22 protein-coding genes and 1 pseudogene are annotated in these 24,887 nt (G+C 56.9%); 4 read left to right on the top strand and 19 right to left on the bottom strand.

Annotated elements, in window-relative coordinates; all coding sequences use genetic code 11:
- Window positions 1-3: 3 nt before the first annotated feature.
- From murD to rsmH, 7 genes are all read right to left on the bottom strand, one after another.
- A complete protein-coding gene (gene murD / locus Q7U76_17435) occupies window positions 4-1,413 on the bottom strand; it encodes a UDP-N-acetylmuramoyl-L-alanine--D-glutamate ligase (GenBank protein ID MDO8358162.1) in 1,410 nt (469 codons plus the stop codon).
- A 4-nt stretch (window positions 1,414-1,417) separates the two neighbouring features.
- Window positions 1,418-2,494: a phospho-N-acetylmuramoyl-pentapeptide-transferase gene (gene mraY, locus Q7U76_17430; protein ID MDO8358161.1), complete on the bottom strand. Its 1,077-nt coding sequence runs from the start codon at window positions 2,492-2,494 to the stop codon at window positions 1,418-1,420.
- Window positions 2,495-2,559: 65 nt separating this feature from the next.
- On the bottom strand, window positions 2,560-4,059 hold the full coding sequence (gene murF, locus Q7U76_17425) for a UDP-N-acetylmuramoyl-tripeptide--D-alanyl-D-alanine ligase (protein MDO8358160.1): 1,500 nt from the start codon (window positions 4,057-4,059) through the stop codon (window positions 2,560-2,562).
- Window positions 4,056-5,573 carry a UDP-N-acetylmuramoyl-L-alanyl-D-glutamate--2,6-diaminopimelate ligase gene (locus Q7U76_17420; GenBank protein MDO8358159.1) on the bottom strand — a complete coding sequence of 506 codons (1,518 nt, stop codon included), beginning with the start codon at window positions 5,571-5,573 and terminating at the stop codon, window positions 4,056-4,058. Before Q7U76_17420 ends, murF begins: the two co-directional genes overlap by 4 nt.
- 6 nt (window positions 5,574-5,579) lie before the next feature.
- Window positions 5,580-7,298, bottom strand: coding sequence for a penicillin-binding protein 2 (locus Q7U76_17415; protein MDO8358158.1), 1,719 nt, complete (start codon window positions 7,296-7,298; stop codon window positions 5,580-5,582).
- Complete coding sequence (ftsL, locus tag Q7U76_17410) at window positions 7,295-7,630, bottom strand: cell division protein FtsL (GenBank protein MDO8358157.1); 336 nt, start codon at window positions 7,628-7,630, stop codon at window positions 7,295-7,297. Before ftsL ends, Q7U76_17415 begins: the two co-directional genes overlap by 4 nt.
- On the bottom strand, window positions 7,627-8,544 hold the full coding sequence (gene rsmH, locus Q7U76_17405; GenBank protein ID MDO8358156.1) for a 16S rRNA (cytosine(1402)-N(4))-methyltransferase RsmH: 918 nt from the start codon (window positions 8,542-8,544) through the stop codon (window positions 7,627-7,629). The genes ftsL and rsmH overlap by 4 nt, the downstream gene beginning before the upstream one ends.
- Before the next feature lie 174 nt (window positions 8,545-8,718).
- Here rsmH and Q7U76_17400 point away from each other — a divergent pair, with 174 nt between their 5' ends.
- The gene (locus tag Q7U76_17400) at window positions 8,719-9,594 is read left to right on the top strand and encodes an IS1595 family transposase (GenBank protein MDO8358155.1); all 876 of its coding nucleotides are present in this window, start codon (window positions 8,719-8,721) and stop codon (window positions 9,592-9,594) included.
- A gap of 231 nt (window positions 9,595-9,825) precedes the next feature.
- Here Q7U76_17400 and Q7U76_17395 read toward each other — a convergent pair.
- A pseudogene (locus Q7U76_17395) lies at window positions 9,826-9,909 on the bottom strand.
- Window positions 9,910-10,170: 261 nt separating this feature from the next.
- Window positions 10,171-10,563, bottom strand: coding sequence for a hypothetical protein (locus tag Q7U76_17390; protein MDO8358154.1), 393 nt, complete (start codon window positions 10,561-10,563; stop codon window positions 10,171-10,173).
- Window positions 10,564-11,229: 666 nt separating this feature from the next.
- Between Q7U76_17390 and Q7U76_17385 the strand changes: the two genes are divergently transcribed.
- The gene (locus tag Q7U76_17385) at window positions 11,230-12,264 is read left to right on the top strand and encodes a hypothetical protein (GenBank protein MDO8358153.1); all 1,035 of its coding nucleotides are present in this window, start codon (window positions 11,230-11,232) and stop codon (window positions 12,262-12,264) included.
- A gap of 164 nt (window positions 12,265-12,428) precedes the next feature.
- On the opposite strand, the gene Q7U76_17380 is transcribed toward Q7U76_17385, so the two are convergent.
- From Q7U76_17380 to Q7U76_17370, 3 genes are all read right to left on the bottom strand, one after another.
- Entirely contained in the window at window positions 12,429-13,454 is a 1,026-nt protein-coding gene (locus Q7U76_17380) for a hypothetical protein (protein ID MDO8358152.1), read from the bottom strand.
- Between the two features lie 148 nt (window positions 13,455-13,602).
- Complete coding sequence (locus Q7U76_17375; protein MDO8358151.1) at window positions 13,603-14,100, bottom strand: YajQ family cyclic di-GMP-binding protein; 498 nt, start codon at window positions 14,098-14,100, stop codon at window positions 13,603-13,605.
- A gap of 238 nt (window positions 14,101-14,338) precedes the next feature.
- A complete protein-coding gene (locus tag Q7U76_17370) occupies window positions 14,339-16,345 on the bottom strand; it encodes a carbon starvation CstA family protein (protein ID MDO8358150.1) in 2,007 nt (668 codons plus the stop codon).
- 290 nt (window positions 16,346-16,635) lie between these two features.
- Here Q7U76_17370 and Q7U76_17365 point away from each other — a divergent pair, with 290 nt between their 5' ends.
- Together Q7U76_17365 and Q7U76_17360 are read left to right on the top strand one after the other, a co-directional pair.
- The gene (locus Q7U76_17365) at window positions 16,636-17,370 is read left to right on the top strand and encodes a hypothetical protein (GenBank protein MDO8358149.1); all 735 of its coding nucleotides are present in this window, start codon (window positions 16,636-16,638) and stop codon (window positions 17,368-17,370) included.
- Entirely contained in the window at window positions 17,367-18,125 is a 759-nt protein-coding gene (locus Q7U76_17360) for a hypothetical protein (GenBank protein ID MDO8358148.1), read from the top strand. Before Q7U76_17365 ends, Q7U76_17360 begins: the two co-directional genes overlap by 4 nt.
- Before the next feature lie 759 nt (window positions 18,126-18,884).
- Here the strand turns inward: Q7U76_17360 and Q7U76_17355 are convergent.
- The 7 genes from Q7U76_17355 to Q7U76_17325 form a co-directional block, all read right to left on the bottom strand.
- Window positions 18,885-19,112: an AbrB/MazE/SpoVT family DNA-binding domain-containing protein gene (locus tag Q7U76_17355; protein ID MDO8358147.1), complete on the bottom strand. Its 228-nt coding sequence runs from the start codon at window positions 19,110-19,112 to the stop codon at window positions 18,885-18,887.
- Window positions 19,113-19,222: 110 nt separating this feature from the next.
- A complete protein-coding gene (locus Q7U76_17350; GenBank protein MDO8358146.1) occupies window positions 19,223-20,242 on the bottom strand; it encodes a lysylphosphatidylglycerol synthase transmembrane domain-containing protein in 1,020 nt (339 codons plus the stop codon).
- The gene (locus tag Q7U76_17345) at window positions 20,235-21,662 is read right to left on the bottom strand and encodes a CDP-alcohol phosphatidyltransferase family protein (protein MDO8358145.1); all 1,428 of its coding nucleotides are present in this window, start codon (window positions 21,660-21,662) and stop codon (window positions 20,235-20,237) included. The genes Q7U76_17350 and Q7U76_17345 overlap by 8 nt, the downstream gene beginning before the upstream one ends.
- 207 nt (window positions 21,663-21,869) lie before the next feature.
- Window positions 21,870-22,589 carry a phosphocholine cytidylyltransferase family protein gene (locus Q7U76_17340; protein MDO8358144.1) on the bottom strand — a complete coding sequence of 240 codons (720 nt, stop codon included), beginning with the start codon at window positions 22,587-22,589 and terminating at the stop codon, window positions 21,870-21,872.
- Window positions 22,586-23,668, bottom strand: coding sequence for an alanine--glyoxylate aminotransferase family protein (locus Q7U76_17335; GenBank protein ID MDO8358143.1), 1,083 nt, complete (start codon window positions 23,666-23,668; stop codon window positions 22,586-22,588). Before Q7U76_17335 ends, Q7U76_17340 begins: the two co-directional genes overlap by 4 nt.
- Window positions 23,669-23,747: 79 nt before the next feature.
- Window positions 23,748-24,326 (bottom strand): thiamine pyrophosphate-dependent enzyme, encoded by a 579-nt coding sequence (locus Q7U76_17330; GenBank protein MDO8358142.1) that lies wholly within the window; start codon window positions 24,324-24,326, stop codon window positions 23,748-23,750.
- Window positions 24,323-24,820, bottom strand: a complete 498-nt coding sequence (locus tag Q7U76_17325) for a thiamine pyrophosphate-binding protein (protein ID MDO8358141.1) — start codon at window positions 24,818-24,820, stop codon at window positions 24,323-24,325. The genes Q7U76_17330 and Q7U76_17325 overlap by 4 nt, the downstream gene beginning before the upstream one ends.
- Between the last annotated feature and the right edge of the window lie 67 nt (window positions 24,821-24,887).

Genomic DNA, 24,887 nt, shown 5'->3' with positions numbered 1-24,887 from the left:
ACGTCACGCCGGTAAGGCATGAACCAATGCCTTGAATTGATGCCCACGGTCTTGATAGTCGGCAAACATGTCGAAGCTGGCGCAGGCCGGAGACAACAAGACGACGTCTCCCTGCGAGGCCCCCTGTGCCGCACAATTCACAGCCTCCCGTAGCGTGGCCGCCTCGGTCATCGTGGCGACGCCTTCCCAAGCCCGCCGCATCAGTGGCGCCGCTTCTCCGATCAGAATTACACGCTTCACCCGCCGACCGACCGCCTGAGCCAATCGAGAAAAGTCCCCGCCCTTATCCCGTCCTCCCGCAATGAGCCAAATCGGCTGATCGATACTCTCCAGCGCTTTGAGCGTCGCATCGACATTCGTGCCCTTCGAGTCGTTCACAAACCGGACCCCCCGGCGCTCACGCACAATTTCAAGCGCATGTTCGAGGCCGGGAAACGTCATGAGGACGCGACGAATCGCGTCGAGCGGACAGCCGCACAGCACCGCATAGGTCGCGGCCGCCATCACGTTCTCCACGTTATGGTTGCCGATGATGCGGATCTCGCTTCGGCGACAAATCTCCTGCCGCACACCGGTCACGGTCGTCACGATCCGGTCGCCGTCGAGAAACGTACCCCCATCCAGATCGGCACCAATCGTCGAGGCCTTCGTAAACCCCAACCGCTTTGCCTGGACTTGCTGTCGTAACGATGCCACACGGTCATCGTCGAGGTTGAACAGGGCAAAATCGGACGCGGTTTGATTCTCGAAGATCCGCTGCTTCGCCGCGACATATTCATCCAGCGACTCATATCGATCCTGATGGTCGACCGTCACGTTGAGCAGGGCGGCGATCCAGGGATGGAATCGATCGACCGTTTCCAACTGGAAGCTGGAAACTTCCACGACGAGGTAGTCGAACGGACTCGGCTTTCCTGCCTGGCTGGCACGAAGATCTTCTACCGCCGCTTCGCTCAAGGCGGTGCCCAAATTGCCTCCGACAAACGCGCGCTTGCCACTCTCGGCGAGAAACTTACCGATCAAGGTCACGGTCGTGCTCTTACCGTTGGTTCCGGTAATCGCCAGAAGCGGGCTCCGGAAGAACTGCGAGGCCAGCTCCAATTCGCTGATCACCTTCACCCCGCGACGACGCACCGCTTCCAATGAGGCGAGCCGATAAGGTACACCGGGACTGATCACCACTAGGTCCGCCTCATCGAGCGAGGATTCGTACCGCGCCCCGACCGTCACCGCGACGTGATCTCGGTCGATGCTCCCCAGAATCGCCGTCAGCTCCACCGACTCCTTGCGATCGGCTACCGTCACGCGCGCGCCCGCCAACTGCAGCAGCCGGCAAGCCGCCACGCCGCTTCTGGCAAGTCCCATGACCGTGACACGTGCGCCCGCAAGTTCCACTGCTGTTACTCCCACCATGCCATCACCGGAGTTTCAAGGTGCTCAAACTCAATAAGGCCAACAGGATGGCGATGATCCACAAACGCACCACAACCTTGGGCTCCTCCCACCCTTTCATCTCAAAGTGATGATGGATGGGCGCCATGAGAAAAATACGTTTCCCGCGCGACTTGAACGAGATGACCTGGAAAATCACCGAGACCGCTTCGATCACAAACACGCCGCCGACCATCAACAGCAGCAACTCGTGCTTACTGATCACTGCAACCGTGCCCAACGCCGCTCCCAGCGGAAGTGATCCGACATCCCCCATGAACACGGTAGCCGGGTAGGTATTGAACCAGAGGAATCCCAGACTCGCCCCCAGGATCGAAGCGGTAAAGACCGCCAGTTCGCCGGCCCCTTCGATGTGCTGAATCAGCAGATAGTCCGACATCAATCGATGGCCCGCGACATAGGCCACAATTGTATAGGCCAGCGCCGCAATCATGACAGGCCCGATCGCGAGCCCATCGAGACCATCAGTCAGATTGACCGCATTGGAACTCCCGACAATGACCAACACGGCAAAGCCGATATAGAGCCAGCCGAGATCCGGCACGACATTCTTGAAAAATGGAATACTGAGCTTGGTGGTATAACCAGGCAGGAAATAGAGGACCAACGCAATCCCCAAGGCCACCGCCACTTGCGCCGTGAACTTCTGCCCCACCGACAGCCCCTTCGATTGTGACTTGATGAACTTGAGATAGTCGTCGGCAAATCCGATCGCCCCGAACCCCAGCGTGGCCGCGAGCACCAGCCAGACGTAGGGCTTCGCGATATCCGCCCAGAGCAGCGTCGAGAGGACCACCGCGAAAAGGATGAGGATCCCGCCCATGGTGGGTGTCCCGCTCTTCGCCAGGTGACTCTTGGGACCGTCGTTGCGGATCTGCTGACCGAGCTTAATTTCCTGTAACTTCCTGATCACCCAGGGAGCCAGCACAAAGGCGATCAAGAACGCGGTCACGGCCGCATAGATGATCCGGAAGCTCAGATAGCGAAACACGTTTAGGAACGAATAGTCCGTATGAAGCGGATACAGCCAGTTATAGAGCATGCCGTCTTTACCTTAAAAGAGACTTATCTGCCTGACCGACTCTTACCAAAATGGACGCCGACTTCTTACGACGCCTGTTTGATAACCGCCCTCATCCCCGTCAATACCTGCACCACCTGCTCCATCTTCATGCCGCGGGAGGCCTTCACTAACACCACATCGCCCTGCCTCACGGTCTTCTTGAGGAAATCAGCAGCGGCTCCCGCATCGGCTACTTCGTCGATCTGCGAACCTGCCATCCCGCCCTGCCTGGCCCCATCCGCGATCTTCCGACCCAAGGGGCCACAGACGATCAACCGCGACAGCCCCTGCGTGGCAAGAAACTGTCCAACCTCCCGATGCAGCTGGCCTGTCTCAGATCCGAGTTCGAGCATGTCTCCCAGCACGGCAATCCGTTCACGCGCCGGGCTCCACTGTGCCAGCAACTGAAGTGCGGCTTTCATCGAAGCAGGATTGGCATTGTAGCAATCGTTGATAATATGAACGCCATGATGGGTCACCACCTGCGATCGCATCGCGGCAGGACGGAATCGACCGAGTCCCTGGACAATCATCGAACCGGACAGGTTCAACGCCGCACCCACCGCGGCGGCGGCAAGCGCATTGGTCACGTTGTGCGTTCCATGCACCTTGATTCGTGCAGTCACGGGACGGCTCTTTCCAGGGAGGTGCAAGCGAAAGGTCGTGCCCTGGCGAACATCGGACGTGACCCCGCTTGCACGGACATCGGCCATTTCCGAAAATCCAAACGACATCACTCGGCATTGCGCCCGCGATGCGAGATAGTCGAAGTAGGGGTCGTCTGCGTTCAAAATCGCCGTGCCATCGGCCGGAAGCTGGTCCAACAGTTCCGCCTTGGCCTGCGCCGATCCTTCCATGCTGCCGAAGAACTCGAGGTGATCGGGGCCGATATTGGTGATGAGTCCGATCGTGGGCCTGACGATTTCGCAGAGCCTCGTCGTCTGCCCCTGCTGATCCACACCCATCTCAATCACAGCCGCTTGATGGCGAGCCGTCAGTCGAAACAGGGTAAAGGGCACGCCGATCCGATTATTGAAATTCCCCTCGGTCTTCAACACCGGCCACCGTTGCGCCAAGACCGCCGCCACCATCTCTTTCGTCGTCGTCTTGCCGTTGCTTCCAGTCACCGCCACGACGGGAATATTGAACCGGCTGCGATGATGCGTCGCCAACTGCTGGTAGGCAAACAGCGGATCGCGCACGCCGAAGAGAAATGGCGCAGGCCGTCCCTCGATTCGTCGAACCGCTGCAGAACTTGGCGGAAGGCGATACTCATCATGCACGATCGCTCCAGCCGCGCCTTGCGCAAGGACGGCCGGGACAAAATCATGGCCGTCGAATTGCTCGCCCCTGAGCGCGACAAAGAGATCGCCGCGGCGAATGGATCGCGAATCCGTCGTAATCTGTCTGATCGGGCGCTTGCCCGATGACGAGTCCTGTCCCGCAAGGACTTTCACGCTGATGACTTCTCGTAATTCCTCGACCGTAAAGAGTCCCATTAATTCCTCATCCTGTGCGCCCTCGATCGTGGCCTGGACTTTCACGCGCAATCCTGCAATTGCTGAATCGCTTCGCGAGCCACCTCACGATCGTCAAAATGAAACTTCTTGGTGCCGACAATTTGATAGTCTTCATGCCCCTTACCGGCAATGAGCACCATATCGCCACGATGCGCCTCACGAATGGCTGCGCCGATCGCCTCACGGCGGTCGGGCACCAAGCGATATTGCACATGGCTACGGTGCACGAGCGCCTCGCGCACGCCGACCTCGACTTCGCGGAGGATCGCCATCGGGTCTTCGGTTCGAGGGTTATCGGACGTCAGCACCACCACATCGCTGTATTCCACGGCGGCACGCCCCATCTTGGGCCGCTTCCCCCGGTCCCGATCACCACCACAGCCGAATACCGTAATGATTCGATCAGTCTTCAAGGCCTGCGCTGCCGTGAGTAGCCGAACGAGTGCATCGTCCGTATGGGCATAGTCGACGACGACAGTAAAGTCTTGCCCGGAAGAGACCCGCTCGAATCGTCCCGGGACATTGGCGATATGTGCCGTTGCCTCGCGGATTTGATCGATCGTGGCCCCGTCGTGCAACGCCACGCCGATCGCCGCCAGCAAGTTGTACACGTTGTGCTCTCCGACCAACCGGCTTTCGACCTTGAACGTTCCGCTCGGAGTGGCCGCGGTGAAGGTCGTCCCGGCAAGCGAAAGACGCACTCGTTCCGCCTTGAGATCGGCCTGATTCTGAATGGCATAACCCCAAACCGGCACGGGACAAGCCGCCTGGATCGCCTGTCCACGAGGGTCGTCCAAATTGACGATGGCGCGCTTCCCGACTTTCTGCCCTCCGGCCAATCCCGTGAACAGTCGCAACTTCGCCTCATAATACTCGTCCATCGTATGATGAAAATCGAGGTGATCCTGCGTAAGGTTCGTAAAGACCGCCACGTCATACTCGCAGCCCGAGGTCCGGTCTAGCGCGAGGGCATGGGACGACACTTCCATGACTGCGGCATTGAGCCCAGCCTCGACCATCTTCGCCAACAACTGCTGTAGGTCGAGCGCGCCTGGCGTCGTGTGAGAAGCAGGGAATATCTCCTGCCCGATCTGATATCCCACCGTGCCGATCAACCCCACCCGTCGACCGATCCCTTCCAGGAGCGATTTGCAAATGTAGGTGGTCGTCGTCTTCCCGTTCGTGCCGGTCACGCCAATCATCTTCAGACGGGCGGAGGGATCGCCATAAAACCGGCTGCCGAGAAGACCGAGCGCCTTGCGCGAATCAGCCACCCGCACGAACGGCACCGACCCGGATGCCACGGCCGCCTGCACAATCACCGCACCAGCTCCGGCCCTGATCGCCTGCTCGACAAAATCGTGCCCATCAACGCGCTCACCCTTGACGGCAACAAAAAGGCTCCCACCGGTCACGGCCCGCGAATCGTCCACGATCCCATGCACCGGACGATTCACATCGCCTCGCTGCTCCTGAATCTCAACATGCCCATGGAGGGCTGCGAGCAACTGCGTGACAGTGAGAAGATCTCGCGCCATAGCCTCTTAGTTGTCCCTTGCCGCCAATGCGATCTTCACCGTGTCCTCCCTGGACACGCCAAGATAATTGAGCACCTGCTCGCCTACCCGCCGAAATACGGGCGCGGCGACGGTCCCGCCCCAGGCCTCGCCCTGAGGTTCATCGATGACCACAATCATCGCCAACCGTGGAGACTCCGCCGGCACATACCCGACAAACGACCCGACAAACTGCGTAGAGGAATAGGCGCCGGTTCGCGGATCGATTTTTTGCGCGGTCCCGGTTTTACCGGCCACGCGAAATCCGGGAATGGCCGCCTTCGCCCCCGTCCCATTCGTCACAACACCTTCCATCATCGTCGTCATCATCCATGCCGTGTCCGGTGAGACGACGCGCCGCTTCACTTGCGGAAGGACCTCCTTCAGCACATGACCCTTCGCATCGCGAAGCTCGGACACCACATAGGGCTTCATCATCACACCCCCATTGGCAAGGGTCGACAATGCCGAGACCATCTGGAGCGCTGTCACCCCGACTTCCTGTCCCATCGAAATTGACGCCACCGATCGACGGCCCCAATCTTTGGGAGCCTTCAAGAGTCCGCTCACTTCACCAGGGAGATCGATTTCCGTCCGTTGACCGAACCCGAACCCTTGAAGGTAGCGGTAGAGCCGCTGATCGCCGAGGGCCATTCCGGTTTTAGCCGCACCGATGTTGCTGGACTTTTGAATCACTTCAGAAAACGTGATCCACCCCAGTTTTTCATGGTCATGAATCGTCGTGTTCGCGATCACCATATGGCCGTTTTCACCGAACACCATCGTGCCGGGAGTCATCACCTTTTCCTCAAGCGCCGCGGCCGCCACGACGACTTTCATCGTCGACCCAGGCTCGTACGTATCCGTCAACGCACGATTGCGCCACCGATCGGGCGTCAACTTGGCGACGACGTTTGGATCGAACCGAGGACTGACCGCCATCGCGAGAATCGCGCCGGTCTGAGGCTCCATGACAATGATCGTCCCGGACTTCGCACGGGCATGAAAGACCGCTTCTTCGAGTTCTTTTTCGGCGATGTACTGGATCACTTCGTCGATGGTCAGCGTCAGAGCATGTCCCGGTGTCGGCACTTGCTCCGTCACGCCCTTCGGAAACACCGTGCGCCCCAATGCATCGCGCTGCAGGACGGTCACGCGCTTCTCCCCATGCAGCTGCGAATCGTATCGGCGCTCGAGCCCCTCGAGCCCCTGCCCATCCATTCCGGAAAATCCAAGGACATGAGCCAGCAACGGACCCTTGGGATAGAACCGTCGCCCCTCCATCACCACACCGATCCCATCTAACGACATCTGCTCTAGACGGCGGCCCTGCTCAGGCTCGAGCTTTCTCGCCAACCAGACAAAACTCTTATCTTGGCGCAGCTTCTTCTCCAGCTCACCAGTTCGAATATGGAGCACCGGAGAAAGATGGCGGGCGACGGTCGCCGGGCTTTCCAACGACGTAGGGACACCGAACACGGACGGCACCTCCACATTCATCGCCAGCACTTTGCCGTGCCGATCCGATACCGTGCCTCGCGCGCCTTCGAATGACACCGTCTTTTGATGTTGCCGATCGGCTTTGGCCGTGAGTTCTGCAGCCTGAAGCACTTGGAGCGTGACCAATCGAAACACAATCACGCTGAACCCGCAGAGAAACAGCAGCAGCAGCACATAGCGACGCCCGCGAGAAGGCCCGGCAGTCACTCGTTCACCCCCCCAGCGGCCATATGCCGCGCCAAACGAACCGGCTCACTTGACGGACGCGCCAGCCCCGGAGCGCTTCCAGGCTGATGCACCATCAACACTTGCCCCTGCTGCGGCGGAACTAACCCCAACTTCTCCGTCGCCAGCTTCGCGATCCGCTCCGGAGCCGCCAGCGAAGACACTTTTACTTGCAGCTGATCCCGCTCCCGCTCCAGCAATATTTTCTGACTCTTCGATCGTTCGATCTGATAACCCAACCGAACGACATCGACCCGTTCCCACACAAACACGAAGACCAACATCACACCGGCGATAATCGTGAGCGTCTTCATGAATGACCCTCCTTGGAGACCCGCTGGGCGGCCCGCAGCTTGGCACTGCGCGACCGAGGATTTCTGTCTGATTCTTTCTTGGTCGCAACCTGCGGTCTCTTCGTGAGCACCTCCAACAAAGGATCCTCCTTGCCGGAAAGGGCCCGAAACGTATGCTTCACAATTCGATCTTCGAGCGAATGAAATGAAATCACGCAAAGACGTCCGCCCGGAGACAAGACATCCACCGCGTCGCGCAATGCCGGCTCGAGACAGTCGAGCTCCTGGTTAACGGCAATACGAATGGCCTGAAACGTACGGGTCGCGCAATGGAGACGCCCATGCCGATAACTCGCAGGGACAGCGCCCTCGATCGCAGAGACCAACTCCTTCGTCGTCGACAAAGGACGACGTTCACGCGCGCTGACAATGGCACGTGCAATGCGCCGAGAAAACCGCTCTTCTCCGAATTGAAAAATCACGTCGGCCATTTCCGCTTCCGACCATTGATTGATCAGGTCAGCTGCCGTTCCACTTTTCGATTGATCCATGCGCATGTCTAATGGGCCGTCCCCCTGAAAACTAAACCCACGAGTCGCTTCGTCCAACTGCGGGGACGACACGCCAAGATCGAACAGAATTCCATCGACCTGGCTAATGCCACTGGCAGCAAGATGCTGTTTCAGTTCCACAAAGTGCCCATGGATGAGGTGTACACGGTCGCCGAATCGAACGAGCCGTTCCCGGCTGGCTGCAATGGCGACCGCATCGCGATCAAGGCCGATAAGTCTGGAGTTCGAACTGCTTGATTCAAGAAGCTTTTCAGCATGCCCACTGTACCCCACTGTACAGTCAAGATAGACTCGGCTATCCTCTCGAATGAGCCAAAACAGGACCTCTTCTGACATGACCGGGAGATGTCGAAAAACCTCCATAAATCAACGCTCACCAGACTCACCCACTTTCTCCCACTAAACCCGGAGTATACACCCACTCAAAGACTTGTCAACAAAAGATTCATGTACTTATGAAACTTTTATCACGATTATATACTTGACAAACCCATGCTGTTTTAGTACCCTCGAATCAGGTCAAAAACGGGGGCGAATATGGCAAACCTACTGAGCGGAAAACATCTGAACGACGAGAAGGCAGCGTATGAGTATCTGTCAAAACTACGCTGGCCCGATGGCCCTCGTTGTGTCCATTGTGGAGCGGATAAGGTTGCCACGCTCAACGTCAAAAGCGCCAAGCGTGTCGTGCTGAAATGCCGCAAGTGTCGGAAGCAGTTTTCGGCAACGGTGGGGACCATCTTCCAAGGCTCCCATATTCCCCTTTCGAAGTGGTTCATGGCTATTCAGCTCATGTGCTCCTCGAAGAAGGGCATGAGCGCCCATCAACTGCATCGCATGTTGCAGATCACCTATAAGTCAGCGTGGTTTATGGCGCATCGGATTCGGCATGCCATGAAGCAAACCCCGTTCGGTGACAAGCTCGGCGGCATCGTGGAAGCGGATGAAACCTATATCGGTGGAAAATCCCATGGCAAAGGGCCAATTGCAGGGAAAACGCCAGTATTTGCGCTCGTAGAGCGCGGTGGACGCGTCCGATCGTTCCCTATGCCTATCGTGACCGCCACCAATCTGAAGCGTTCAATTCAGGAGCACGTAGAGGCCAATGCAACCCTCATGACGGACGAACTCAAGGCCTATACGAATATCGGGAAAGACTTTGCTGACCATCAGACCGTGAACCATTCCAAGAAAGAATATGTGCGTGGTGAGGCCAGCACAAATACGGTTGAAGGGTATTTCAGCTTGCTCAAGCGCGGGCTCACCGGCACCTATCACCATGTGTCGCCGCGCCATCTGCATCGCTATTTGGATGAGTTCAATTTCCGCTACAACGCGAGATCCGCGAATGATGCCGTGCGGAATCTTTCGGCGCTGAAGGCCACAGAGGGAAAGCGGTTGCAGTATAAGTGACTAGTCAGGAAGCGGACTTCGATGAAGACTTGGACTTCGATTGTTTCTTGGTGACTGGCTTCTTTGAAGCGGTAGACCCCAGTAGGGCCTTCAATGCTTCATCAAATTTCAGCGGTTTCAGCGAGATCGGTTTCTCTTTGGCCATAGTCCCTTCAATAGGAGTGCGTCCTTACGCATCCCACTTCTCCCCACTACGCTTGACAAATCAGTCAAGCCTCTATAGCATTTGTGTGCGGGTAGTGGGACTCGAACCCACAAATCCTCGTCAGGATGGCAACTTCAGGTCGCTGCGTCTGCCTCTTCCGCCATACCCGCACGTTTGAGGGAGGGGAGATAGTTAGTCGGTACTTCATCTATCTACTGGTTAACGCCTGAGCGGGTATGGCCAGTGATGGATCTTCGGAACTGGGCTCCTAGGCGGTGTACTAGACCGCTTCGGGGCCTTTGTTCTTCTAAACATCGGCTCCTCCTTGTGAGTGCAGTGGGGAATTCCACTGCGCCAACGCGGTCATCCCGCACTGTTCACGCAGATTTCGCCGAAATAAAGCCCGTGCTAACTACTCCCCTCCCATTCTATTAAGCCCATTCTATTAAGCCATAAAGTCCTGGGGCAACTGACTTGAACCTCTTACCCCTTTTGATATACTGATGTATAGCACTTCTAAGTGTGGCGCTAGTTGCAGTCTTGCCATGACTGGCCAGAAACGCTAAGAGCTGTTCAGTCCTTTGAGGCTTGTTCGCCTCATCAAGGGCTTGACGAACTAAATCTGCCACGGACCTACTCGCACCTGAAAATTCCTCATATAGAGAAGATGTAGAAGGCCGTGGCAATGGGGCTGGCTGCGGAGCATGGTTCACACCCGATCTCATCCCTTTATGCCGTGCAAGTAAAAGCTTGATAGCCTGAACCTCTGCTTCGGCATTGATTAATTGCTCTTCGAGAAATTCAATCGCCGCTGCCTTGCTCATAGGTGCCTCGTGGTGACTCAGTATGCTTACACGTACAGTACGCTTTCAACCATCTATTGTCAACGGTGGAAGCCACGACCAATCAAAAAATGCTACGAACGTATCTGCCCGTGGCATTGCTACCAAAATGCGTCTAACGGGTAAACGTGGTGCTTCTTCACTCAATGTTGAGGACAATGAACCGAGGTAACGACAGAATGGCAGCGTAAACCGTTGAATATATTAGTGGGTGGAAGTGGTGGGTTCGTAAAGTATATAATCATCACTTTTATGGCCTCGGTTTTTCTGGAAATTTTTGAAGGAAAGATACGTGGCGGCCCCTAACTTTTGTCTCTCACGGGGGGCAAACGGTCTCTGTTTTGGACTGAATTCCTGGAGACAGGATGCACCGCGGAGGAAGGAAATTGGCTCCTCGTGACATCCACACATCCCTGCCACGCCACAGTCACCCACCTACCACTCCAATGAAGAAGAACTGGCAAGAGAAACGGCTCGCCATGGCCTAGTACTGCGCGCAGAACTGTCACGCATGGCCGACGATGTGAGCTCACCTCCTCTCAGGAGTGCGTCCACACAAGATCAATCCATTGGCGTCATGCGGTAACCATGCACACAAAGTTGGCCGGTTTCATTGACAAGGATTCGAGTCGGGTTGAGAATGATTTTATGCATTCACTCACAACAGCCAAGCCCCTCTGCGTGACGGTCTTCACGGCAGGAATCGCTCTCACGCTCAGCGCCATCGCTGCCGCCACAGTCTCAGCGGCATCTCCAGTCTATTGGTGCCCGGATCGCAAAGCCGATCAACAATATTCTGCGACCAAAGGACCGGGCTGTGTCCCGTTGGTTGAGAAGAAAGAAGCCCAGGCGTTAGAGCAAGAAGGAGAAGCGGCCACGAGCGAGAAAGCACCGCGCGACTTCAAGATCGAGAATCTACAGCGCGACGTATCGGCATTTCTGCGTGAATATCGACAGTTTCTCAGCTGTTGCAAGACCGACCCCGACGAACTCCAGCGGATTGCAGATCTTGGAGAAGAAGTCTCGGAACTCCTGGAATCCACACAGAGGCAACTCTCGAATTATTCGATGGCCTCGAGAGGCATCATGCTTCGGGATATGATCACGCCCGTGACGACGGCAAGAGCCGACCTCCGAACTCTCCAGAACAGACTTGGGAAAATTAGCGACGCATCGAACAGGCGCGAGCAGGTCGAATTTGAAGAAAGCGGACGGGAAACCCGCACGATGCGAGACCTGGAAGAGTCGATCGACAGAGATATTCGCGCCCCCAAGCTCCCGGGAAGCGCCAAGACCGGAATGGATATCGGCGTCGCGCCGGCCGCAGGACCGAACATCGGGAAAGCCCCCAGAACAGGCGCACAGACAGAAAGCGGACGGACCGGTCAGGATATCGGAGCCTCCCCCAAGAGCAGCACAGACATAGGCGCAAGCGGCCCAACCGGCTTTGAGATTGGCGCCACCGGGCGGGCAGGCCCCTCGATTGGAGAATCGACGCTCAATAACGATACTTCGTCGGCAGTGAACTCATCGCTCCAACGTTCAACCATCGGCTCAAACATTTCCGATTCGTCAATCGGATCAAGCCTCGGATCGTCGAACGTCGGCTCAAGCCTCCAGGACAGCTCGGTCGGGTCTTCCTTGGGAGGCTCCTCTGTCGGGTCCAGCATGCAAAACCGCTAACAGGCTGTCGACAAAGGCCGCCAGCGGCGTTCTCGCGTCGCGCAGAGGCTCAACGTACTACCGAGAGTACGCCTTGCCTCTTCGCTTGCTGCGGCCTTGCTGGACGACCTTTCTGAACAGCCTGCTAACAGACCAATCCCCATGCGACATGCTGCACCATCCGTTCAGGATGAAGGCGCGGTAACCACCGGCGGCATTGGCTCCCATGTCTCGCCCGCATCCTGACTACGATACAAGCCGCTCCCGTTCGTCCCAAGATAAAACAGCTTCGGATCAATGGCACTCTGCGCGAGGGACCGCACATTCAGCGTTGCCAACCCCTTATTCAGCGTCGTCCAGGTGCCCCCGCCATCTTCGCTCCGGTGAATGCCTTCCCTGCCACCCAGATACATCACACCTTTTCTCGTCCGATCCAAGACCATCGAGAACAGCATCTGATCGTGCAGCGATTGGGCGATGCGCACCCACGATGCCGCCGCATCCGTCGACTTATAGAGCCCTTCGAGCGTCGCGGCATAGACCGTGTCCGGCTCATAGGGGTCGACGAGAGTTGCCGTCACATTCAACGCGCGTGACGATTTGATGATAGCGGGGGACACGAGTCCGTTGTTCGCCTTCTCCCAATGCCCCCCTTGATCAGGCGATTTATAGACACCACCGCTCGTGCCGGCATAGAGAATCTCAGGCCTCGTGGGGTCCAAGCCAAGCGTCACCACCATCAGCACTTCCTTCATGCCCTCCATGCGCTTAGTCCAACTGTCGCCGGCGTTCTTGGTTTCAAACACCCCCATCGTCGTCGCGGCGAATAGATGCAGATTGTCTGCCGGATCGAAGACAAATTGGTTGACCACAGAAGACACCGTCACATCGTCCAGACCGGATCGTTGCGAAACCCAACGCTGCCCGCCATCGTAACTCTTGTACACCGCATCGCCCTTCGTACCGGCATACACCGTCGCCGGATAGACGGGATCGAGCGCCATCGAGATCACGCGGGAATGGCTCATGCCCTGAGACAGATTCGTCCAGGTCCGGCCTCCATCGCGCGTCTTATAGATATAGTCGTTCGTCGCGACGTAGATGATGTCGGGATTCTTCGGATGAAGCTGGATCACCACAATCGCATCGCTGCGATTACAGCCCGCGAGGGTTGCAGCGAAAAGAAGCAGAAGGGCAAGGACGTGTGTCATGTATTGAACGGTGCAGGATCTATCCAGGATGCTCAAACAGGTCATCCAGCAAGGCCGCAGGGAGATCAAGCGCCGAGGCGTGCTGCCTGCACGTTGAGGCGCTTGATCGACCGAGAACGCAGCTGGTGACCTGTTTCAGCATCCTGGATCAGCGGTAGTTGGTGAACTGCAGATCAATCTCAAAATCCTGCCCCTTGAGAAATGCCATGGCCGCTTGGAGATCGTCCTTGCTCTTGCTCAGCACGCGCACTTGCTCGCCCTGAATCTGCGCCTGCACTTTCAGCTTGGACTCCTTGATGGCCTTCGTCACCTCTTTCGCCTTGTCTGCTGCGATGCCGCTTTGAATCTTCGCCACCTGGCGCACCGTCCCGCCTAGCGCCGCTTCGATGGTCCCATAGTCAAACGCTTTCAGCGAAACCCCGCGCTTCACGCACTTAGCCTTGATGATGTCGATCACCGCATTGAGTTTATATTCATCGTCGGAGACCAAGGACAGTTCCTTCTCTTTCTCCTTCAAGGTGATTTCCGTCTTCGAGTCCTTGAAGTCGAAACGCTGCTTGACCTCCTTCGACGCCTGATCGACGACATTCTTCATCTCTTGCATATCCACTTCCGACACCACATCGAACGAATATTGCTCAGCCACGATCCCCTCCTCGTCTGACTTCAATCATTTTATTTCCCACAAGAAACTTTCCTCGACAGCCTAAGGGGTGACCTGCTTGATCTCCCACTGCACGCGTCCAACGAGGCCCCTCCAACTCTCTATACATCACCATAGGGGAGTGGCCGAGGCTGCCCTTCACTGCGCGCGTCGAACGAGCACCGTCCGAGTGTGCGCGTTCCGCGAGCAAGAAGGGCACCTGGCCGCTCCCTCCCGCCCCTTAACAGCAACCCCCACCGGGGAATTGCAACCGCTGCGATTCATCATGATGAATCGTCGTCTGCAGTCTTCCCGGCGAACTCCCACCGGCCATCACCACCACTTCACTGCTGGTGAAGGGCCGCTTCAAGACCACATAGCCATACCACTGCACGATACTATCGCCCAAGACGATCACTGCGAGCAAGGCCACCACCGCGACGAGCCCTGCGTCCAGATACAAAGCAAAGGCCTGTCCGCTATCGGTAAGAGACGAGGCCTTGGCCACAAACATCCCGAACATCTCATAGGACCCCATCAAGGTGACGGTCCCGACAAACAACATCGGCAACGCCGTGATCCAGAGATATTGCGCCTTACGCATCTTGATGAGCACCGTCGTCCCGATACAGAGGGCCAGAGTGCCGAGCAACTGATTCGCGGCGCCGAACATCGGCCAAAGCGTCGAGATGCTACCGGTGCCGATGAGATAGGCCCAAGCCCCCACGATCAACCCGCTGCTCACCACCACACCGGGCCACCAATTCATCCGCCGCAGGGGGGCATAGAACCGCCCTCCCATCTCCTGAATGAGATAGCGCCCCACGCGCGTGCCTGTATCGATCGTCGTCAGAATGAACAGGGCCTCGAACACCAGGGCAAACTGATACCAGTAGGCCATCAAGCCGGACATCCCGGGGAGCGCAGAAAAGATGGAGGCCATCCCGACCGCCAGCGACACGGCCCCGCCAGGCCGGCCCGCCACATCCGCCTCGACCAGTTGCGAGAGTTCCTGAATCCGCAAGACCGGAAAGCCCATCGCAGTCAGCGCGTCAGGCGAGAGCATCGTATTGATCGCCAGATAATCACCGGGAATCAATACCGAGGCGGCGATGAGCGCCATCACACCGACAAAACTTTCCAGCAACATCGCCCCATAACCGACCGTGGCCTGGGATTCCTGCTCGATCATCTTCGGCGTCGTCCCGGAAGAAACCAGCGAGTGAAAGCCCGACACGGCTCCGCAGGCAATGGTGATAAAGAGAAAGGGGAAGAGCGTGCCGGGAATAATTGGCCCGCCTCCGCTGGCGAAGATGGTCACGCGCGGCATCTCGATCGTCGGCGCCATGAGCACTACGCCCACTCCCAGCAAGGCCACTACGCCAAGCTTCATGAAGGTGGAGAGATAACCGCGGGGAACCAGGAGCATCCAGCCAGGCAAGACAGAAGCGAGAAACCCATAGCCGGCCAGCACCAACACCAACGTCGTACGCTCGAACTCGAACCAACCAGCAAGAGAAGACTGGGCGACTACCCGTCCGAAGATCACCGCCGCGACCAACAGCACCACACCGATCAGGGAGACCTCTGCCACTTGACCAGGCCGGAACTTTTGAAGGTAGAAGCCCATGATGAAGCCGATGGGAATCGTCATCGCAATCGTGAAGGTGCCCCAGGCATTGCGATAAAGCGCATTCACCACGGCAAAGCCCAGCCCTGCCAGCGCGACCACCACGATGAAGAGCACCGCCACTGCCGTCGCGGTGCCGGTGACAAGGCCCAGTTCATCGCGCGCAATTTCAGGGAGGGAGCGGCCATTCCGTCTCATCGAGGCCACCAGGATGATGAAGTCCTGCACCGCGCCGCCCAACACAGCCCCAATCACCAACCAGAGAAAGCCGGGCAAGAATCCGAACTGCGCCGCCAGGACTGGCCCCAGCAACGGCCCAGCTCCGGCAATTGCCGCAAAGTGATGACCGAACAGGACGTATTTATTGGTGGGATGAAAATTGACACCGTCGTTCAACCGCACCGCCGGCGTAACCCGCTGATCGTTCAGCTCAACCACCCGCTGCGAAATCCAACGGCCATAGAAGCGAAAGGCCAGCACATAGATGCAGGCCGCAGCGACAACCAGCCAGAGCCCATTCACTTTTTCGTGGGGATTAACGAGACCCGTCACAAAGGCAAGCGCAACGGCACCGAGAATGGCAAGAAATCCCCAAAGCACCAGTTTTAACGCCAACATGCGCGGCATCCTAACACAAAGAGACGGGCGGACACCCCTATCGGTCCTTTGCTCCCGGAGCGAAGGAGGGGATGGAAGCTGATGATCTTCTGTGCTCGCGCAACGCGCGGCCTCCGAAGGCCCTCGTTGGACGCGCGCAGTGGAAGATCACTCAGCCCCCATCCCCCAGACAGGATCGAACAGCGAGGCTAACCCATGGGATTTGAATCCTTTTTTTATAGCGAAAAACGCCACCTGATTCGATAGAATGCAGCATAAGATGGGGAGTGCCTATTGTAGGTAATTGACCAATGACATCCTGGCAAGCTGCAAATCTAAGACTAACGGCTTTTACGGTTTCGCCTCTGAAAATTTCCGACCCTGCATGGTGGGAAGAAATTGTTGGGCAGCCAGCTGAAACAAAACTACAGAAAGCTTTGGTTCGCCAAGAAACAGCTCCTTTCGAAAACGGGAAACTTTCGCTAGCCATACATTCAGGCCGAATCGATTGGACGTTCAACTCCCCAGATGTTACTGGAGAGAACGTCGAACAGCTTCCACTCATAGGGCTTTTCCCTGAATCTCTGGAAAAGTTCTCCAAGATTACGCATGCCTGGCTGTCTGCAAAATCTTGCCCTCCCTTAAAACGAATGGCTTTCGGGGCAATCCTCTGGCAGCCTGTCACAGATGTGAAAACAGGTTACCGAAATATGGCTTCCCACCTGCCATTTGTTGAAGTTGATGTGGAAGGATCATCAGATTTCTTGTATCAGATAAATCGGCCAAGAATGTCAAAGAGAGGAATTCCCGGACTGAAGATCAATCGGCTGTCAAAATGGTCAGTTGGGACTATCAAGTTAGTTGGGCTCGAGGCGGCAACCCAACAAAACGTTGCATCTCATCAGGAAACATTTTGCAGCTTAGAAATGGATATCAACACAGACTTGGAATTTTCAGGCGAGCTGCCACAGGGCAAGCTATCGGAAATTTTTCGGGAGCTAATCGATCTAGGTAGCGAGATAGCGGAAAAGGGAGACACTGCGTGAATCAGGCGACAGGACATGCGGCCTTACTTCGCCCAAGTAACCGAAGATGGCTTCCCGTTTCAGCGAATACAGGCGCTGAAGAGTGGCAAGACCTTTTCGCACCTGAAACAAATGAGGCAGAACGTCTTGAAATTTTAAGAGTGCTCCCTATCCGTTCATACCATGAGGGAGCCGATACACAAACTAAACCCGTACACTACACCGTAACCTTTCCGCCATTCCATTCCTTGTTCAACCCTGGCCAGGCACTCGTGTTTAAAGACACATGCCAAAGCGCTGCAACAATGACTGAGGATCTCTACGACGTTCCTACAGGCACCTCGGAAATTTACAGTGCTGTGCTGGAGCAATCTCTGCGGGGCTCTGACACGAGAAACACCCTCGGAATGCTTTCAGTGCCAGCCATTTTGATACTAGCTGCACGCGGGTCAATCCAACACGATATTCGGTCGACAGTCTTGGAGAAACTTGTCCCTGCGCGAGACACAAAGATTAACAAGAGCGTGCTAGGCGGCGATTCTCTTCTTCGGATATCAACTAGCAAGATATATCCCGAGCTCGCCTTATTCTACGGTACAGGAATCACTCTCACACTATCCGGCCTTGGATGGTTTATTCTCCAATTCATCGAAGCAGGCAAATCAGCATCAACCTTCTTCTCTCGTGGAGAAGCTTTGCTCGGGATATGTGGCATGGCCTGGCTAGCTCTCGAATTAATTCTGGCTCTTCGCGCTGACTCTTCGACAAAACAATAACCCATGTCATTTCATGTGCATAATCTCGAAAGACTCATTGAACTGTTCGACCAGTTCTGTAAGACAAATAATATTAAGTCAGCTGGCGGTCGTGTCCTCCTAAGCATGGAAGTCTTCATGGGCGTCTTCCTCATCGTGGTTCTTCTCATACTAAGCGCAGACACCATTTTTGAAGCTCTGTACTCGTGGTTACGAGGAAATGAGTACTCATTTCAGACAAATAAGTACCCTGCCCTAGCAATGGCATTCATGTTCATATCTGTATGCTTTGTTGCAATACGAGAAAATATCAAACGCTGATTAAATCAGTAAACACGCCTTCCCATTCTATCCATCCGCATAGATTGAAATAGATCGAATCTGAAACAGCTCATCTCGAAACGAAGGAGAGGGGAATGCGTCAGGAACGATTTCCTGACTCGTGAATGCTACCATCCTGAGTTGCCACTGAACCTCCGCTGATGAGAGCCAGAAAGAGTACGCCTAGTCCAACCCAAACCAGTTCGCAAAGTCGCCTGTGCGAGGCCCTCCCTGTACCTCTGTTAGGGGGAGTTGCCAGACTGTCCTTCACTGCGCGCGTCGAACGAGCACATTCTGATCGTGCGCGTTCCGCGAGCAAGAAGGATGGTCTGGCGACTCCCCTCACATTCCGTGAGCATGGGATCAACGCGAGGGCTCTGCTTCGCCAACTCGTTCTAGACAGAGCAATCCCAATCCAACCCGCACCAGTTCCGGTAACCGCCGCAGCAGATTGATCGTTTACTCCGCCAGCTTCTTCAATGCTCTTCCGTATTTACGGTTTGCGCTTTCTAGCGCCTGTAGAAATTTATTCTTGCGATCATCAGCCTGCACTGGCATCACGACTAAGCTCTTTCCGTCGATCTGAACGTCGAGGAAAGTCTCCGCATCAATGTGCAATAAGTCGAGGAGTGGGCGATCGATTACGAGGGCGAGACTATTACCGTGCTTGACCAATCTTTTGACCATCCGTAGACCTCCCCCCCTATACCGCCACGATTGAGCAGGCCTTAGAAATAGCACCTCCTGTCAACGAGGTAAAGTCAGCCGACGGAGAGTTGGGAAAGAGAGGAACTGTGTCAGGAGCCGTTTCTTGGGTCCTGAGTGATATCCTCCTGAGTCGCCACCGAACGTCCGCCGACGAAGGTCAGACAGAGCAGGCCCAGTCCAATCCAGACCAGCTCGCGGAAGCGCCGAAGCAACGCGAAGGTGATGCCGGTGACGTCGCTGTAGCCGAAGGCCTTGAGGAGCAATAAATTGCCGCCATCTTGGGCGCCGAGGCTGCCGGGGATGAAGAAGGTGCCGCCTTTGATGAAGACGGAGAGGGCGCCGATGGAGATGGCGGAGAGAGCCATGGCGGGACCGCCGAGAAAATAGAGGATGACGTACACTTCCAAGGCCTCGGACAGCCAGCCCAACAAGAAGAGCCCGGTGGAGGCATAAAAGGCCGGACGGTTGTCCCGGTAAAAACTCAAGATCGTTCGATCCAGCGACCGCAACTGTTCTTCACGCGCTTCCAGATAGGCAATCTTCAGCCCGATCTTCCGCAAAAACCCCAAGAGCCAGGTAAAGAGCCCTTGCCGCTGCACGAACACAAAGGCCGCAGTCCCGAAGGCCAGCAGCCCCACGCTCAGGAGCGCGGCTGCCACGGTCTGGCCGGATGAATCGTTCCCTCCCAACAGCCACACACCCAACGCAATACCGAGCAGGATGAACAGCACTTCCGCGATCGTCATCGTCGTTTTGGCAATGATGACCGAGGCCAGCCCTTCCACCATCGGCACGTTATGCTTCTTGAGCAGATAGGCCTTGAGCGGCTCGCCCCCGACATAGGCGCTCGGTGTGGTCATGTTCACCACCTCACCAGCCGTTCGAATTGCAAGCACCCGCCAGAAGGGAATCGCCTTCGCCGAGGGACCCAGCGTCACTTTCCATCCGTAGGCTTCGATCACATACATGATGACGGACGGAATCAGCAGGACGAGGAGCGCAACCGGCCCAAGCTGTGCGGCCGCGTCATAGATGTTCCCAGGACCGATATGCCAGACGATGAGAACGAGGGTAAGGAGGCCAACGATGAGGAGAAAGAGTTTACCCACGGGTGGTGGCGGACGGTCTGATGACCCAGAGCATCAAGAGGGAGAACACCATGGATCCGATCGCAGCCATCCAGAGGAACCAATCGAGCTTGCTCAGCAGGGCAAAGAGCAGCACGATCACGGAGAAATCACGGCTCGCCACGTTCTTGAGCATGAAGTCCGACCAGGCAGCCTGCGCCGGTGTCTTCCAGGCACTCGCGACTTTGATCTTCTGTGCGCGGGTGACGAGCCAGAACGAGAGTCCATTGCCAAGAACTGCAGCCGCACCGAGGGCAAGAGGAACCCATGCGCCTTCGCTTCCTGCCACGCGTAGGTACGAGCCCACAGCGATGCCGGCAAAGATCGCCATATGCACGACATTGTCCATCGCAATATCGAGCCAGGCTCCGAAGGGCGATTCGGTAAAGGTCAATCGCGCGACTTCTCCATCGCAGCAATCGATGATCGCAGCCAATTGAAACAGCAGCGCGGCAATAATGCCGGCGCTGTACGTTCCAACGCCAAAGCCGACGGCGGCGACCAATCCAACCAACGTCGCCAGCATCGTAATCGGGTTCGGTGAGAGGCCCAGGGCGAGGAAGAGACGGGTGAACCAGCGGGAGACTTTCCGATTGAAGAACCGGTCGACGAAACCCTCAAACTCGCCCTTGAGGGAATTGAACAGCTGTTTCTCTGCCGCCTTTACATCGGCGGCATCGCGCACATCCTGATACCAATGAGCAGGGTTCGTCTCCGTGGACAGCACCCGCACATGTCCATCCACCGCAGCCCGTTCGAGCCATCGGCGAATCGGCACCCTGCCGGTTTCCACGCCGATGCGGCTGGCACTACTCATAAAACTGGCCGGAAGCACCACCAGATCCGTGGCCACCAGCCTTGCGTCGTCCTGTCTGGTGGAGATCGAGAGCAGCCGTCCGTCCTGCGCCTTCACGCGCACACCAGGCCGTTGCGGCTGTCGATCTCGTTCACGGTCGGCTCGTGCCACGAGGATCGCCTGGCCCTCCTGCACTTCATGGCGCAGGCTTTCGATCAAGGGGCTCGCAAAGACCCCCTGCACGCTCGACAGAAGGCAGAAGCCATGGACTTCGGCCGCAAGCGCTTCCCAGGTGCGAGGATCGTCCAGAGGAAACTCACGAATCGGCATCCAGCGCACAGGGATTGTGACGCGCGGCCCTCTTCCCAACGCCTGCTTGAGCTGATCTTCCTCCGGCCCGACCAGGACCATGAGCTGCCGAATGCCGGCGCGCTGCAGCGTCAACACCGTCCGCTGAAACAGGCCGATCCCCACCACGCTGGTGAGCGGTCCCACTTCATCGGCATAGAGACCGGTCGATTCCCCGAAGAGGTTCACCGACGGCAAGAGAATCGCCGTGCTCAATCCCTGCACGTCGACACGTCTTTGGATGAGGCTCTCACTCATAACTTCGTATCTCGTATCTCGTCCGAAGAAAAGAGCAGATGGCGGCTGGCTTATGGCTAGGAATCAGATTTGGAACTGCCGAAACCAACGATCGACTCCCCTTCCCGGCAGACGGTGCTTCCCCGAGCCATCAGCTATACGCCATACGCTCATCTCTCCTGCTATATGCCATTTGTTATCAGCTCCGTCTTCCCACGAACGACATACCTAGAGTTTCGGCAACACGTCCCGTTCCGCTTTTTCCACATCTTCCAGGAAGTCGATCTCGGTCCAGGGAAGCCCCCCGATTTTTTCATGCCCGACTTTGACGTCGGCAAAGAACCCCACGAGCGCATCCTCGTATTCCATCTGCCAGGCTTCGCGATCTACATGGGTCCTGAGGGAGGCCACTACATGGGTCGCATCGGCATGACGAACCTTGAGGAACCCCACGCCTTCTCCGGCGTAATCGTAATGCGACGGCATCTGCTTGGTCAGCGCAATCACACGCCCACCTTCCACCACCACCATACATTCTTCTCCGGTCTGCTTGACGGTTTCATCCATGAGCAACGCGTTCGCGTAGGGGGACTGCACCAGGCGGCGCAAAATCTCCTGATGGAACAGGACATCCGCATCCATGACGATGGCATCGTCGTCCAAGGCCGTCCGCGCGATCCAGAGCGAAGAAATGCTGCCTCGGTGAAACGCCTCGTTGACGAGGAAGTTCACCCGCACATCACAAGAGTTCGCCGCCACCGCCGCGCGAATCATCTCCTGCTTATACCCCACGACGATGTCGGCGCACTGGATCCCGACGCTCCGGAGCGACGTGAGGTAACGGTGCAAGAGCGTCTGCCCACCGATCTCGATGAGGCACTTCGGGCGATGTTGCGTCACCTGCCATAAGCGCTTCCCAACCCCTGCTGCGAGGATGATGGCTTTCATGCTTTGCCGGAGATCCGTTCAAAGGCGTCGAGGAACCCGACGATCTGCGCCTCCGTCAGGACGCCCATGTTGGCCACGCGGAAGATCTGGCTCTCGAACTGGCCTTGGCCCGCGTAAATCACGTAGCCCTCTTTTTTGAGTTGATCGTGCAGCGACTGATAGGTGATGCCCTCGGGGAGATGATAGGCCGTGATCGTATTGGACTGTTTGTCGGGAGCCAGGAGCGGCTTCACGCCCAGCTTCGTCATGCGATCCCGGATCAGCGTCGCGATCTTCTTGTATCGCTGAATCCGCTTGGCCACGCCTTCTTCCATCAGTTCGTTCAACGCCTCGTCGAACGCATAATAAATCTGCACGGCCGGCGTGAACGGAGTCGTCCCGGCGCCCTGGTTATCCACATATTGCGTGAGGCTGAGATAGATCGACCGTCTGGGGTAGCCACGCATCTTCTCCAGAAATCCCTTGCGGACGAGCACGAAGCCCAGGCCGGGGAATCCCTGGATACATTTGCCGGATGTGCCAGCCACCATATAGATGTGGGGCCCGGCGATATCCAACGGCTCGCCTGCCAAGGCGCTGACCGCGTCCAGAATGAAAACCCGGTTCTGGCTGTCGACAACTTCCGCGACTTCTTTGACCGGGTTGATGAGGCCGGTGGTCGTCTCATGATGGACCATCGCCACCGCCTGCACCTCAGGATGTTGTCGGAGCGCCAGCCGCAGCCGCTCTGGGTCCGGTTTCGTCATCCAGTCGTATTTGAGTTCGGACACGCCCAGGCGATTGAGCCCGACCATCTGGGAAATGCGCTCGCCATACACGCCGTTGTTGAGCACCAGCATGCGTTTGCCTTGCGGGAGCGACGACATGACGGCAGACTCGACCGCCGCCGTTCCCGACCCGGTCAGCACCACAGCGGCATAATCCGCCTCCGCCCCCGGCACAAAGAGTTTCAGCAGCTTGGCCTGAATCCCATACAGGAGTTCGGTGAACTCAGACTCCCGATGGCAGATATCCGGCCGCAATAGCGCCTGCCGTACCCGCTCGCTCACGTTGACAGGCCCAGGATTCAGGAGAATCATATGTCCCTTCAGCGTTCAGTCATCAGCTTTCAGCCATCAGCTCATTCGGACGCTGACCGCTGACGCTAAAGGCTGATCGCTATTGTATTGCGTTCATGAACCGCTTCGTTATGTCCGGCGGGTCCAGCATCACCCGCCCGGCATCTTCCACCATCTCGTTGACTTTCACCAGCAACATGCTCGGCCCGTCTTTCTTCAGCATGTCTTTGAACTCGTAGACCAGATCTTCCCGTTCCCGCACCCGTTCGACGTTCACATAACCGGCCGCCTTCGCCACCTTCTCCAGCTGAACGACATTGGAAATCGTCGGCTGATTGCCGGTTGTGCCGTAGACTTCATTATCGAACACCACATGGATGAAATTCTTCGGCTTGAGCGCGCCGATCGTGGCCAACGTACCCATGCCCATCAGCACATTGCCGTCACCGTCAAAAATGATCACGTGTTTCTTCGGCTTGGCCAGCGCCACACCCAGCCCGATCGCCGCCGCCGAGCCCATGGACCCGATCATATAAAAATGGGTCGGACGATCGGCAATTTTCTGGGCCTCTCGCGAGGGAAATCCGTTACAAATAATCACCGGCTGATCGGTCAGCAGCTCCATCAAGGCCGCCATGGCCATCGCCCGACTCTGCATCGTTCCTTGCTCCGGCCTCATGGGTGTAACCCTTTCACAACCCCTTTGGTTATCAAGAGCGCGACGGGAATGCGCTGCTTCATGAAGGTCTCCGCCAGCCATCTCAGATCCTCAACTGCCGTCTTTTCCGTCAGGGTGCGATGGGGGATCTTCATGGTATCGAGGAACGGCTCCATCACCTCGCCCATGACCAGATGCTCCGGCGCATCCTTCCCGCCTTGCCCCCGCCAGGACACAATCAGAATGCAGGGCTGCTGATAAATATAGTTCAGAGAGATCAGCGTATTCAGCGAGGTCCCGAGCCCGGAGTTCTGCATGAGCACCGCGGGAATCTTGCCCGCCATATAGGCCCCGGCTGCCATCGCCACCGCTTCGTCCTCCCTCACGGCCGGGGTATAGAGGCGCCGCTCCATCAACTCGGCAATAATGCCGCCCAGGATGGAATCGGGAACCCCCGTAAAGAAATCCACCCCGATATCTTGGAGTGCTTGGACAAACGCATCGCTTTCAATCATGTATCGCTTCCTCGCCGCTACGCACATGGAAAAACGCGCGCATTATAAGCTATGCCTCGGGGCATTC

The organism is Nitrospirota bacterium, assembly GCA_030645475.1.
Taxonomy (GTDB): Bacteria; Nitrospirota; Nitrospiria; order Nitrospirales; family Nitrospiraceae; genus Palsa-1315.
The sequence above is the reverse complement of the archived record's forward strand: the minus strand, read 5'-3'. Positions and strand labels throughout refer to the sequence as shown.

Coding starts and splice junctions, on each gene's coding strand:
- Q7U76_17325 (MDO8358141.1), bottom strand. CDS start 24,820: ATGATTGAAAGCGATGCGTTTGTCCAAGCACTCCAAGATATCGGGGTG.
- murD (MDO8358162.1), bottom strand. CDS start 1,413: ATGGTGGGAGTAACAGCAGTGGAACTTGCGGGCGCACGTGTCACGGTC.
- Q7U76_17340 (MDO8358144.1), bottom strand. CDS start 22,589: ATGAAAGCCATCATCCTCGCAGCAGGGGTTGGGAAGCGCTTATGGCAG.
- Q7U76_17345 (MDO8358145.1), bottom strand. CDS start 21,662: ATGAGTGAGAGCCTCATCCAAAGACGTGTCGACGTGCAGGGATTGAGC.
- rsmH (MDO8358156.1), bottom strand. CDS start 8,544: ATGGAGGTTTTTCGACATCTCCCGGTCATGTCAGAAGAGGTCCTGTTT.
- Q7U76_17390 (MDO8358154.1), bottom strand. CDS start 10,563: ATGAGCAAGGCAGCGGCGATTGAATTTCTCGAAGAGCAATTAATCAAT.
- Q7U76_17330 (MDO8358142.1), bottom strand. CDS start 24,326: ATGAGGCCGGAGCAAGGAACGATGCAGAGTCGGGCGATGGCCATGGCG.
- mraY (MDO8358161.1), bottom strand. CDS start 2,494: ATGCTCTATAACTGGCTGTATCCGCTTCATACGGACTATTCGTTCCTA.
- Q7U76_17370 (MDO8358150.1), bottom strand. CDS start 16,345: ATGTTGGCGTTAAAACTGGTGCTTTGGGGATTTCTTGCCATTCTCGGT.
- Q7U76_17385 (MDO8358153.1), top strand. CDS start 11,230: ATGCATTCACTCACAACAGCCAAGCCCCTCTGCGTGACGGTCTTCACG.
- Q7U76_17365 (MDO8358149.1), top strand. CDS start 16,636: ATGACATCCTGGCAAGCTGCAAATCTAAGACTAACGGCTTTTACGGTT.
- Q7U76_17380 (MDO8358152.1), bottom strand. CDS start 13,454: ATGACACACGTCCTTGCCCTTCTGCTTCTTTTCGCTGCAACCCTCGCG.
- Q7U76_17420 (MDO8358159.1), bottom strand. CDS start 5,573: ATGGCGCGAGATCTTCTCACTGTCACGCAGTTGCTCGCAGCCCTCCAT.
- ftsL (MDO8358157.1), bottom strand. CDS start 7,630: ATGAAGACGCTCACGATTATCGCCGGTGTGATGTTGGTCTTCGTGTTT.
- Q7U76_17400 (MDO8358155.1), top strand. CDS start 8,719: ATGGCAAACCTACTGAGCGGAAAACATCTGAACGACGAGAAGGCAGCG.
- Q7U76_17335 (MDO8358143.1), bottom strand. CDS start 23,668: ATGATTCTCCTGAATCCTGGGCCTGTCAACGTGAGCGAGCGGGTACGG.
- Q7U76_17355 (MDO8358147.1), bottom strand. CDS start 19,112: ATGGTCAAAAGATTGGTCAAGCACGGTAATAGTCTCGCCCTCGTAATC.